This is a genomic window from Arcicella sp. LKC2W, from assembly GCF_034931005.1.
Classification (GTDB): domain Bacteria; phylum Bacteroidota; class Bacteroidia; order Cytophagales; family Spirosomataceae; genus Arcicella.
The window spans coordinates 1-13,193 of sequence record NZ_JAYGIN010000003.1; the positions used below are offsets into that span (position 1 = coordinate 1).

The 13,193-nt window shown below is 36.0% G+C and carries 10 protein-coding genes; 4 read left to right on the forward strand and 6 right to left on the reverse strand.

Annotated features, from left to right (window positions below; genetic code table 11):
• Positions 1-521 precede the first annotated feature (521 nt).
• The gene (locus VB796_RS03005) at positions 522-1,370 is read left to right on the forward strand and encodes a sensor histidine kinase (RefSeq protein WP_323345027.1); all 849 of its coding nucleotides are present in this window, start codon (positions 522-524) and stop codon (positions 1,368-1,370) included.
• A complete protein-coding gene (locus VB796_RS03010; RefSeq protein ID WP_323345028.1) occupies positions 1,367-2,164 on the forward strand; it encodes a LytTR family DNA-binding domain-containing protein in 798 nt (265 codons plus the stop codon). Before VB796_RS03005 ends, VB796_RS03010 begins: the two co-directional genes overlap by 4 nt.
• Before the next feature lie 21 nt (positions 2,165-2,185).
• On the opposite strand, the gene VB796_RS03015 is transcribed toward VB796_RS03010, so the two are convergent.
• The 6 genes from VB796_RS03015 to plsY form a co-directional block, all read right to left on the reverse strand.
• Entirely contained in the window at positions 2,186-3,094 is a 909-nt protein-coding gene (locus tag VB796_RS03015; RefSeq protein ID WP_323345029.1) for a DUF1080 domain-containing protein, read from the reverse strand.
• Positions 3,095-3,384: 290 nt separating this feature from the next.
• Positions 3,385-6,588 carry a glycoside hydrolase family 2 TIM barrel-domain containing protein gene (locus VB796_RS03020; RefSeq protein ID WP_323345030.1) on the reverse strand — a complete coding sequence of 1,068 codons (3,204 nt, stop codon included), beginning with the start codon at positions 6,586-6,588 and terminating at the stop codon, positions 3,385-3,387.
• A gap of 181 nt (positions 6,589-6,769) precedes the next feature.
• Positions 6,770-7,105, reverse strand: coding sequence for a c-type cytochrome (locus tag VB796_RS03025; protein ID WP_323345031.1), 336 nt, complete (start codon positions 7,103-7,105; stop codon positions 6,770-6,772).
• Positions 7,106-7,260: 155 nt separating this feature from the next.
• The gene (murQ, locus tag VB796_RS03030; RefSeq protein WP_323345032.1) at positions 7,261-8,091 is read right to left on the reverse strand and encodes an N-acetylmuramic acid 6-phosphate etherase; all 831 of its coding nucleotides are present in this window, start codon (positions 8,089-8,091) and stop codon (positions 7,261-7,263) included.
• Between the two features lie 237 nt (positions 8,092-8,328).
• On the reverse strand, positions 8,329-9,681 hold the full coding sequence (locus VB796_RS03035; protein WP_323345033.1) for a dipeptidase: 1,353 nt from the start codon (positions 9,679-9,681) through the stop codon (positions 8,329-8,331).
• Positions 9,682-10,016: 335 nt separating this feature from the next.
• On the reverse strand, positions 10,017-10,661 hold the full coding sequence (gene plsY / locus VB796_RS03040; RefSeq protein ID WP_323345034.1) for a glycerol-3-phosphate 1-O-acyltransferase PlsY: 645 nt from the start codon (positions 10,659-10,661) through the stop codon (positions 10,017-10,019).
• 338 nt (positions 10,662-10,999) lie between these two features.
• On the opposite strand from plsY, the gene VB796_RS03045 reads away from it, so the two are divergent.
• Together VB796_RS03045 and VB796_RS03050 are read left to right on the forward strand one after the other, a co-directional pair.
• Positions 11,000-11,722, forward strand: coding sequence for a membrane or secreted protein (locus VB796_RS03045; RefSeq protein ID WP_323345035.1), 723 nt, complete (start codon positions 11,000-11,002; stop codon positions 11,720-11,722).
• Positions 11,723-11,858: 136 nt separating this feature from the next.
• Entirely contained in the window at positions 11,859-13,169 is a 1,311-nt protein-coding gene (locus VB796_RS03050; RefSeq protein ID WP_323345036.1) for a dienelactone hydrolase, read from the forward strand.
• Positions 13,170-13,193: the final 24 nt, after the last annotated feature.

Consider the following 13,193-nt stretch of genomic DNA (forward strand, 5'->3'; position numbering starts at 1 on the left):
GATATTTATGAATAATTCTTAAGTAATAAAAGACAAATAAGTAATCTAATTGTTGAGTCAAAATTAGGCTGAGAGCATACCGTATTTTTTTTTATTCTCTTAAATGACGTATTCGTAGTCCTAATATTGATTAGATATTTCCGTATTAAGCAATACCTAATTTAGGTAATTTTCTATAAGGCTTTTTTGAAATAAAGAAGTGGTTTTAAATGAAATTTTAATTAATAATGTTAGATAGAATTAGGTTAAATAGGAGTTTCCAAGTGCATACCCTAATCTGGTTATGTTATACAATTTATTATGGGTTATTAATTTTGTACTTTAATAATATTTTATTTACAAGCGATTTTATTATAGGGTTCTTACTTCTTCGAATAGGGGATATATTATTTTTCTATTGTGTTGCCTTATGGGTTTTACCCAAGTTTTTTTCTGTAAAGTATTTATATATATTATTAATTGTAATTTTAGGAGTGGTTGCTTCTTATATTGGCTATCGGTATTTTATAGAAGTTTACGTATTGGTTTACTTAAAAATTCAAAGTACTAAAGATATTAATTTAGGGAAGTTGATTTCATTAGGTGTATTTAATGCAAGTAACTTTTTAATCTTCGCTCTCGGCTATTACTTCGCACAAAGAACAATTCAGCAACAAAAAGATATTGCGGAAAGAGACGTAGAAATCGCCAATCAGAAAACAGACATTGCAAAAAAAGAATTGGAGCTTGCTGAAGAAAGAGAGAAAAATGCTATCTTAGCAAAGGAAAAAGCTCAAGCGGAAATGGCATTTTTGAGGTCGCAGATTAATCCTCACTTTATGTTTAATACCTTAAACATGATTTATAGTAAAGTGAGAGCCGCCTCAAAAGAAGCAGGTGATATTGTAATTGAGTTTGCAGATATGATGCGGTATGCAACAAGTACTAAACTGCAAGAAAATGAGGTTGATTTGAGAGGTGAGTTGGATTTTGTACAGCAATATCTGAGTCTTCATAAACAACGAAACCAACAAAATGCTCATATTGATTATGATGAAGAAGGCTATTTTAGTTCGCATAGAGTAGTACCGATGGTTTTGATTACTTTGGTGGAAAATGGGATTAAACATGGACTCATCGATGATCCCAATTTTCCTTTGAAAATAAGAGCAAGTTTAATTGATGACGTATTTGTTTTTATCGTTCATAATCTTAAAAATGGACATTCTGACCAAATTATGGATAAAGGAAATACGGGTATCGGTATTAAAAATATTATTAAAAGATTAGATGCCGTTTATAAAAGTGATTGTTATTCTCTCGATTCTGAAGACGGAGAGGAAGACTATATAGTAACTTTTACGGTGGATTTTAACCTCATGAAAAAATGATTAATTGCGTTGCAGTAGATGATGAACAGGCTGCTCTGGACATCATGATAGATTATATCAAAGATACCCCATTCTTAAACTTGGTGGCAGCGACTACCAATCCAATGGAAGTGGTGGGTATTTTACAGTCTCAAGAAGTTGATTTGGTATTTGCTGATATTCAAATGCCCCGAATGAATGGCTTAAATTTGGTCAGCCTTTTTGAAGGAAAAGTGAAATTTATTATGACTACGGGTTATCAAGAATATGCTTTACAGAGTTTTGAATTTGGTGTTTTAGATTACTTAGTAAAACCTTTTGGCTATCAGCGTTTCTTGAAAGCTGTTAGTAAAATGCCTTTTGAAATGACTTTAGTTGATTCTCCAGTTGAAGAGCCAGAACCAGAGCCAATGCCTAAAAAGGAAGAATATATTTTTGTAAAGGTTGATGCAAAGGGGAAATTTCACAAAGTATTATATCGAGATGTAATCTTTATGGAGGCACAAAAAACGTATGCTTCGATAACAACTCATGGCGATAGAATTACAACGAATCTAACACTTTCGGATTTAGAGAAACGATTGCCTTCAGACAGATTTATGCGTATTCACCGTTCATTTATTATTTCTAAAGATAGAATTACTGGAATTGAAGGTGATGAGGTTGTTTTAGATAAAGTTTTGAGAATTCCAATTGGAGATACTTATAGAGAAACTTTCGCTAATTATATTGAAGGAAGTGTTTATTTCAAAGAAAAAGATACTGCTGTGGTGTTGGGCAAAAGAATTTCAAGAAGTAAAAGACCAGAGGAATGATAAAAAAGGTTTAGGAAATTCCTAAACCTTTTTCTTTTTATAACGACAAGATGCTTTGTCGGACTTAATAAAATAAGATTTGTAATTTAATGCTTTAGGGTCTGTACATCCTACCAAATTTAATACTTCTATATGCTTAAAATCAATTGGATGACTTTCTGCTTGCATGGCAATATAACCCGATTTTAGAGCTGTTAAGTCTTTATTTTTCCAAAAATCAATAGCCGTATTATCCATTTTAGAAAACTCCCAATCTTCTTGTTTTCCACCAGTGAACCCACCGCCAATTTGTGTTTTATTGTAAGTCAGGACGGTATCACCATTAATTACGTGATGAACTATTGAATCTCCCAAAACGATAGCTTCCGCTTTTACCCATTGGTCGCCATCGTAAGTTTTTGAATCTGAATCAATACAATGGTCGGGGCGAAGTTTCCCTTGCATATATACCTGCGTTCCAGGCGAACATAAATTGCCTGTATGACGTTCTCCTGTGCCTAAACCACCTAATAGTTGCATTTCTAAGGACATCGGGAATGTTTGCTCAAATGTTAAACTTTGGGCAGATTGCGAATGTACCATGATACCGCTATTTCTGTTATTCCAAACTGCCCCTCCTGGCGTTTGTTTCCCCGTGAAGCGATATTCAAATTTTACGATATAATATGAAAAAGGCTTCTGATAATAAATATGACCGTATTTGTCATCAAAATTTTTATATTGGTCATACATTACTCGCATCATTCCATCTTCTACTCTAAATGTATTTTTATAGTTATCATTTAAAGGTTGACCTGCAATTTTAATGTCCCAACCAGATAAATCTTTTCCATTAAAAATAGAAATCCAGTCTTTGGTTTCTGAGTTTTTCTGTGAGAATACGACAGTTGTGTTGGAGAGTAACAACAAACCTAAAAGTGCTTTTTTCATAGTATTGTAAGATTTATTTGAGATAATTTTTTCGGAACTACCTACAATTTGTCGCAGGATAAAATTAGCCCACAGATTGTACTGATTCAACGGATTTACACGGATAAATTTAAAGAAAAATCAGTGTAAATCTGTTTTATCTGTTCTATCCGTGGTCTAATTTTGTCTTGCGACAAATAGTAGATAATTCCGTAATTTTTTAATGAATGTAACCTGAATTTAACCAAAAAGTCACCAAGACTCAAGGTGATATTTTTGTGTCTTGGTGACTAATACTAATTAATACTCACTTACTGTCCGCCTTCTGAATTGCTTTTTGATTTTTTCTCTGTAATCGCAATTGGTTTTAGCCAATAAGTATATTCATAGTTTTTGTAATTCAATCTGTATTTTTCGAGCGGTAAATGCCCCCACGAATCTATACCTGCAACGCCTGTTTGTTGTAAATCAACGTTAAGATATATGTCTTCTCTACTGACTAAATCTCCTGAGTGATATTGAGCTTTATCTTCGGCAGGGTCAAGGTCTTCTTGCGAATGATTAATAGCATTTACGTTCAAGAAGTCCGTATCTTGCAAAATCATTAATCCTCTACCTTTATTATTCGTTAAACTTGCCCATCTTACATCGGCTTTATTTCCTGATTCTTGCGGGCGGATATATGGGTGATATTGATCTTCTACTTTGCCTTCATATTGCCCAACTGTAGCACTGGTTTTTCTGTCCCAATAACTCTCATGAGGTCCACGACCATACCATTTTAGAGTGGTAAATTCTTTGGGAATAACCATCTGATTTCCAAAACGCATCATCATCGGATAGTTCCCTCTTAAGGCATCAAACTTATTTTTTACTTTGATATTCCCATCGCCATCTACATCATAAGTCGTTGTATAAAGGGCATCGCCATTGAGGATTTTTTTGGTGAAAATGATACGAGGATTTCCACTTACGACTGAGACTTTGGCATCAGAAACTGGCTCAATTTTACCAGTTTTCAACCAAATTCTTGACTTCTTTTGTGTACTTGCTCCAAAGTCATTATCATTGGCAGCACGCCAAAAATCAGGCATTGGTCCTTTTTTGATTAGTGCAATTCCTTGTTTAACGAATGAACTTATTGTACCAATTTCCTTATCAAAAACAATGATAAAGTCGCTTCCCACAACGGTGATTTTTGAACCTGCTTCATTGACAGTTGATGTTTTTCCGATGCTTAAATTAGGAGCTTGTCGTTTAATGGTATTCAAAGGAAACTGCTCGTAAGCCATTTCTGAATTAACCGCTAATAAAGGTTCTGGAGACTTTGTTTTTATGGAAACATTTAGGAAATATTCTCTCCCTGCTCTCAAACCTGACTTTGGTGAAATGGTGAAAATTTTCATTTTCCCTGCTCCAATACCAGTAAGATTATCAATTTTTCCCCTATCTATTTCAACGCCTTCTTCCAGAATAGACCAATTCAATGAAAAGTTATCTAAATTTCGAAAAGAAAACGCATTCTTTACCTCAATTTGATTTAGTCCAACATTTTCTAATTTAATATTTTGATAAACTTTTTTTACTTCAAGTGCGTGTGGATGCAATTGGCGTTCGGGGTCAACTAAGCCATTACACAAGAAGTTTTTATCTGAATTTATATCTTTTGCTCCCCAGTCGCCACCGTAGCCGTAAACTTTCTTGCCTGCTTTTTCAATGATAACGCCTTGGTCAACCCAGTCCCAAATAAAACCGCCTTGCAGATTAGGGTATTTCTCAATCATATCCCAATATTCTTTGAAATTTCCAACAGAATTTCCCATTGCATGAGCGTACTCACACATGATGTATGGACGGTCTTTGTAGCGTTGAGCGTATTTTTCCATTGCTTCAATATCTGGATACATCGGACAAACGATGTCGGTATTCCATTCTAATTCTGCCCGTTCATATTGTACTGGTCGAGTGGTGTCGTGTTCTTTGAGCCAAGTGTAGGTATTATAGAAATTCCAACCATTACCTGCTTCATTACCTAAAGACCAAATGATGATTGAAGCATGGTTTTTGTCTCTTTCAAACATTCTTTGGGTACGTCTGATATGCGAATTTAAGAACACTGGATTATTTCCTAAGGTTTGGTTGAGTCCATAGCCCATTTCGTGCGACTCGATGTTGGGTTCATCCACCAAATACATACCGTATTCGTCGCAGAGTTCGTACCAACGTGGATGATTGGGATAGTGAGAGGTTCTAACAGCATTGATATTCAAGGATTTCATTATCTGAATATCCTGAATCATTCTCTCTTCAGATATTACATGAATACTCACAGGGTCGTGTTCATGACGATTGACCCCCTTAATATAAATTGGTTTCCCGTTTACCAATAATTGCCCGTTTTTAATTTCAGAGGTTCTGAAGCCAATTTTACGCTTAATCACTTCCAAAACCTTGCCGTCTTTGTCGGTTAAAGTCAAAACCAAAGCATATAAATTTGGTATTTCTGCCGACCATTGAGCTACATTTGGAATTTCTCCTTTTAATGTAATTCGTTGTTTTTCAGTGCTTTTTACCATTTCTGGTTTAGGGTTTTCTAATTTCAGAACAGAAACGCCATTTGCATCTAATATTTCAGCGGAAACCGTTGCAGGTAAATCGTAATATGAAAAATTTTGAATATCTGCATCAAGCGTAAAAAGTCCATTACGGTAATTATTATCTAAAATAGAAGTAACTCTAAAATCCCGTAAATCTAATTTTGGCGTTGCGTAAAGGTAAACATCACGTTCAATGCCAGAAATACGCCACATATCTTGACATTCGAGATAAGAACCGTCCGACCAACGATAAACTTCCAAAGCAATCACATTTTCACCTGTATGAACGTATTCAGTTATATCAAACTCCGATTCTAATTTTGAGTCTTCTCCATAACCCACTTTTCGTCCATTTACATAAATATAAAAGGCAGATTTTACTGCTCCCAAATTAATGAAAACCTCCTTGCCTGACCAGTCGGTAGGTAGTGTGAATTTTTTACGATAAGAACCAACGGGATTATCTTCTGGAATAGGAGGGGGCGTATTGTTAAGAATTTTGGAGCCGTAAGTTGCTCCCCAATCATCACTTGATTTAAAACGAGTGTCAAATTCGTAAGGAATATTTACGTAAATGGGCGTTCCGTAACCCGCAAATTCCCAATTGGAAGGTACTTTGAAATTATCCCAACGAGTATCGTCATAATTTTCTTCATAAAAATTGGCTGGTTTCAAAGAAGGTTTTGGAACCCATTTGAATTTCCAGTTTCCGTTTAACGAAAAGAAGTTTTTAGAAGAAGATTTATTTCCTGCCATCGCCAATTCACGATTTTCATAAGCAAAAGCACTTGCACGGGCAGGTAAGCGGTTAACTTCTGTAACGTATGGGTCAAGCCATTCGGGTTTTTGAGCAACGTTTTGAGCAAATGAAAGGAAGCTACATAGAATAATAGCTAATGAAAGAAATACTTTAATCATATAGGAGTTCAGTGATGTTAGCTTATAAATATATAAAGGTACATTGTTGTTAATCAAAGATATGCAAGATAAAGATTATTTGTCAAAAATGTATTTTTGATGGTTAGGTTTTGATAATCAATAAAAAAAGCCCTGCAAAATATAAGTTTTGACAGGGCTTCTATATAAAAAAGTTTGCTAATTAGCTTTTCTTAGCTTTCTTTTTGGGAGCTAATGAATTAATCCAAGTGGCAATTTTCATAGCATCATCTTTTGGAACTTTCAATGCCATCATTGGAGGATAACCTGGCCAGTTAGAAGGCTTTGGAGTTGCAATCAACTCAAGAATTCTTTCTGGAGTGTATTTTCTTTTTGCTACTTCTGTATAAGCTGGACCTACTAATTTGGTATCTACTTTATGGCAAGCTGTACAAGTATATTTTGACATTAGAGGTTTGATGTCCTCTGGAAAATCTTGTGCTTGAGCGTTGATTGCAAGTCCTGCAAGCAACAATGTACTGAATAATGCTTTTTTCATGATAAAATTAAAAAAGGGATTTCTGGAATAATTTGGATTTACCTCTCAAAAGACAAAGTAACACACTTAATGGTTAAATTTTATCCTTTCTTGTTATTTTTATGTTTAAACGATAGATAAATCGTCTTGTTACATCAATTTGTGTTAATGTTTTGTTAATGTTTGGCACGGTAAGCATCAACTGATGCTCTTACGCTTCCGTGTACCTGTAATAAGGCTTCCGCTTCTTCTCTTTCTATGCCCAATTCTTTCATAACCATGTTTTCAGCACGCACAACTAATTTGTTGTTGCTCAATTGCATATCTACCATTCTGTTGCCTCGCACACGTCCTAACTGAATCATTACCGAAGTTGAAATCATGTTCAAAATTAATTTTTGAGCAGTTCCTGATTTCATTCGTGTGCTACCTGTTACAAATTCTGGACCTGGAATGGCTTCAATTGGGTACTCGGCAGCTTGAGAAATTTCACTGTCTGAGTTACAAGAAATTGAACCTGTCAATAAACCATTTTCACGTGCTTTGTTCAAACCGCCAATTACGTAAGGCGTTCTTCCTGATGCGGCAATACCCACTAATGTATCTAATTCATTGACATCGTATTCCATAAGGTCTTTCCAAGCTTGTTCGATATCGTCTTCGGCATTTTCAACGGCTTTTCTGATTGCTCCGTCACCACCTGCAATTAAACCCACCACCAAGTCAAACGGAACGCCAAATGTTGGAGGGCATTCAGAAGCATCAACTACGCCCAAACGTCCACTTGTTCCTGCACCGATATAAAATAAACGTCCGCCTTCTTTCATTCTCGGAACTATCTGGCTGACAAGTGCTTCAATTTGTGGAATTGCCTTTTCAACAGCATACGGAACGGTTTTGTCTTCGTTATTAATTCCTTCCAAAATTTCCTTTACTGACATCTTATCCAGATTGTCGTAGTGGGAAGTTTCTTCGGTAGTAAGTTGCTCTAAGTTGATTTCAGCCATGAGGGTAATGAGTGAATTGATTGTATTTTATATCTAATGAGTTGACTACAAAGATAAGGACATTTTGATAATAGGAGTCATAATTAGTTAAAAGCATCTGGCGAATATTAGGATAGAGACGTAGAATGCTATTTTTTAATATCAAAAAGCCAAATAGATTGTTGAGTTCTATTTGGCTTTTTGCGTGAGATTATTTTTCAAATATTCTCCAAGATGGATTTGTGTTTCTCGTCCATATTACATACTATAATATTTGAAAAATAGAGGTATCGTTTCAATTCCTTTATAGAAATTAAATAATCCATAATGCTCATTTGGCGAGTGAATAGCGTCAGAATCAAGCCCGAAACCCATTAAGATTGTTTTCAAACCTAACTCTTTTTCAAATAATGCCACAATCGGAATACTGCCACCGCCACGAGTAGGCACTGGTTTTTTACCGAAGGCTTCTTCCATTGCTTGTTCTGCGGCACGATATTCTTTTGAGTCTGTTGGTGTTACGTAAGGCTCACCTCCGTGATGCGGTTGAACTTTTACGGTTATACCTGCGGGAGCTATTGACTCAAAATGCTTGGTGAACATTGCCGTAATTTTATCCGATTGCTGATTTGGCACTAATCTCATCGAGATTTTGGCTGATGCTTTTGAAGGTAAAACCGTCTTGGCTCCTTCGCCAATATAACCACCCCAAATACCATTGGCATCAAGTGTTGGACGGATAGACGCACGTTCCAAAGTGGTGTAACCGTCTTCTCCTCTTACGTCGGCAATGCCTAAATCCTTTTTGTATTCGTCTAAGTTGAAAGGCGTTTCTGCCATTGCTTCACGTTGAGTAGGTGTTAATTCTACCACATCATCATAAAAATTTGGAATGGTAATATGTCCGTTTTCATCGTGCAATGAAGCAATCATTTTGCTCAAAACATTAATCGGATTGGCAACTGCACCACCGTAAACGCCCGAGTGTAAATCACGATTTGCTCCTGTAACTTCCACTTCCAAATAACTCAAACCACGTAAACCAACATCAATTGAAGGAATGTCGTTGGCAATAATTGCGGTATCGGAAATCAAGATAACATTTGCTGCCAATTTTTCTTTATTGGCTTTTACGAAGATTCCCAAATTGTCAGAACCAACTTCTTCTTCGCCTTCAATCATAAACTTGACATTGCAAGGAAGAGAATTTGTTGCCATCATCGTTTCAAATGCTTTGATGTGCATATAAACTTGCCCTTTGTCGTCGCAAGCTCCACGTGCGTAGATTTTTTCATCTTTCACAACAGGTTCAAAAGGCGGTGAATCCCACAGATTTAATGGGTCAGCAGGTTGAACATCATAATGTCCGTAAACTAAAACAGTTGGTAAAGATGCGTCGATAATCTTTTCGCCATAGACGATTGGATGCCCAGCCGTTTCACAAATTTCTGCAATATCTGCTCCAGCCGCTTGAATTTTCTCACAGATAAATTCTGCCGCCTTGCGAACATCACCTTTATATTTACTATCAGCACTTACTGACGGAATTCTTAGTAAATCAAGCAATTCTGAAAGGAAACGCTCTTTATTTTCTTGAATATATTGTTGCATGGTATTGATTGAAATATAGTTTTTACGTAGCCGTTGATTGAATTTCCACAAAATTAAAAAATGAAGAACTAAAACTTAGAAAATCTAAACTTTAATTCTTCATTTTAATATTTTTTACAAATAAATATACTGTTTAATAAGTTATTTCAACTTCCCGAAAGTTTAAAACTTTCGGGAAGTTTCCCAATCAAAGATTTTAGGATAAAAATTATTCAAAAAACTTATTAAACAGTGTAATAAGTAACCGACAAACTGAAATTATTTTTTGGAATAATGAATTGATAATCAGCTTGTTGCTAAATCCTAATGCCTAAACCCTAACCCCAATTAGCAACTTACGCCTTTTTCGACCGCAACGAAATTTTACTTTCCTGTCCTTTAAATAGTCTGACAATATTTTTGCGGTGGGTTATGACAATCATTCCAAAAAGTAAAAAACCGAATACAATTACTAAGGTATTTTCAGGTCCAAACGCTTTCAATAATAATAAAATTGGGAATGAAAGAGAAGCGATAATTGCTCCTAAAGAAACGTAATTGAATGATATAAAAACCAAGAAGAAAATCACCATACAAACCAACGCTGCTTCTGGATGAACAGACATTACCATGCCCAATAAAGTAGCCACGCCTTTACCGCCTTTGAAGTTTGAAAATACAGGGAAGATATGACCCAAAACTGCCGCAAAACCGAAAAGCAATTTCAAGTTTTGGCATTCCGACCAATCAATGATGTGTCCATAATACATCATCAAAGCGATTGATGTAGCAACCCAACCTTTGATGGCATCAATCAATAACACAATTGTTCCAGCTCTTTTTCCTAAAACTCTGAAAGTATTGGTAGCTCCCGCATTGCCACTTCCGTGCTTACGAACATCAACACCGAAATATGCCTCTCCATACCAAATAGCAGTAGGAATTGAACCAAGTAAGTAAGCCGCAATGGTGCAGGCGATAATTAAAACAATTAATGACATTGATTGGAGATAAATTTTTAGGGCTGTTTAACAGAAAAACAGTAATATTTGATATTCCTTAAAAACAAATATATATCAAACTTTTGCTAAAACAAGAGAGTGCATAAAAGTTCTTTAAATTGTGCAAAAAGGCTCTTTTAAATGTTTTATTTTGCTTTTATTAAATCGACTTTTATCTGAATTACATTATTTTTCTATTGAGTCGAGAATGTAAAACGCTTGCTTAAAGAAGAAAAAAATAGAGGAATAAATATTTTGGCAAGGATTTCGTTATTTAAACTCACAGAGGTGTGTTACACATTCTCTTTAAATTAACAATTAGTCAAATGACTTTTAAAATGAAAATAATCTTAGCTTTTCTTCTGACAATTTCTTTCATGTTTAGTGCCTCTGCTTCATCGCCACTTAATGGTGCATGGCAAAGCAAAGATGCCTCTGGAAATACAATTACCATGATATGTTCAGAAAACTATTTGATGTACGGAGTTTATAATACGGCACAACAGAAATACGTGCGTTCAGGAGGTGGAACTTACCAATTGGAAAATTTAGGAGGTAAAAAAGTGCTTTCATTCAAACGTGATTTTAATACAGATGATTCAACCGTTGTAGGCTTAACGGTTGCCAATCTTTATACGTTGAATAACAATGAATTAGCATTGACAGAAGGTCCATTATCAGGAAATTGGAAAAAAATAGATGATTCAAAAGCATCTAAAACAATGGCGAATGTTTGGCGAATTAGAGCCAGAGAAGGTGCCGATTTTAAAATGCAAACCATTTTGAAAGGCTCAAGAAAAACCTTGAAGATTTTGTCAGGCAATCGTTTTCAATGGGCGGCTTTCAACACTGATACACACCAGTTTTTTGGAACGGGGGGCGGAACTTACACCGTAAAAGATGGAAAATATACGGAAACCATTGAGTTTTTCTCTCGTGATAATAAACGTACAGGTTCTTCTTTAACATTCGACTGTGTTTTGAATGGGAAAGATTGGACGCACGCAGGACAAAGCACAACTGGAACACGTGTACATGAAATTTGGGAGAAACAAGAGTAGTAATGTAACACAGACTTGAGTCTGTAAAACATAAAACACAGACTCAAGTCTGTGTCACAAAAATAAATTCAGTCCAAAAGGCTGAATTTATTTTTTTTGTGCAATATTGTGGAAAACAAATCTTCAAAACAACACTATGAAAAACACGCTAAGTAAGTCGCTGATATTGGCGATTTTGCTGTTTACCACGCTCTCTATTTTCGTCCCAAATTCTTACGGACAAAACAATCAAGATTCTTTTCTTTTTGGCGATGCCCTGCCTGATGCACCAGAGTTAGCCACAAGAGGCGAGCATAAAGTGGGTGTTCGCACGATGGAGGTAATCAATCAAAACCAAATTGATGTATTAAAATCGAAACCCGATGCCGAAGCTACTTATGACCGAAAGCTAAAATTAGAAATTTGGTATCCTGCCGACGTTGCCGAAGGAGTTAAAGAATTAGTTACTTACGACCATGTTTTGGGTACAATCAATGACCCCAAAAGACCAATAACCCCTTTTCAGTTTTCGGGAAGAGCCGTGAGAGATGCCAATCCAAAAACGGCAAATGGAGCATATCCGTTGATTGTGGTTTCGCATGGATATTTGGGTTCAAGATTATTGATGACTTATTTGACAGAAAATTTAGCTTCAAAAGGTTATGTCGTTGTTGCCATCGACCATGCCGAATCAACTTATCAAGATGCCGCAGGTTTTCCGAGTACCTTATTGAATAGAGCCAAAGATATTTTGTTTGTTCTCAATCAAATGGCGGAACTTTCAAAACCGAATAGTAATAGTTTTTTGTCGGGTTTAGCAGATGCTAATAACACGGGATTAATCGGATATTCGATGGGTGGTTACGGCGTTTTGAATGCCGCAGGAGCAGGTTATAGTCCAAAAGCCGTTGCCATGTTTGGTACTTTGACCAAAGGGAATAAATCAATTGAAGTACGAACTGCTAATAATTCTGACTATTTAGCTTCGCAAGATGCTCGTATTAAGGCAGTTGTGGCATTTGCTCCGTGGGGAATGCAACGTGGCGTTTGGGATGCTGAAGGTTTGAAAGGCTTAAAAATACCAACCTTTTTTGTGGCAGGAAGTCAAGATGATATTTCTGGTTATGAAGACGGAATCAAGGCGATTTATAAAGGTGCTGTCAATACCGAACGTTATTTGCTTACCTACATGAACGCACGTCATAACGTTGCCCCCAATCCGCCACCGTTTGAAGCCTACAAAAACCCTAAAAACTACGAACATTTTTCAGAACCCGCTTGGAACGAAAGGCGTATCAATAACATCAATCAGCATTTTGTAACGGCATTTTTGGGAATTCAGTTGAAGCATCAAGATTTTGGTAAATTTTTATCCGTACAACCTAACTCAAATGACAAAAATTGGGTCGGCTTTCCTGCTCGTGCCTCCGTTGGTTTAGAATTATTACACGATGTCCCTACGAAATAAATGTAACCCGATGCTTCGGCATCG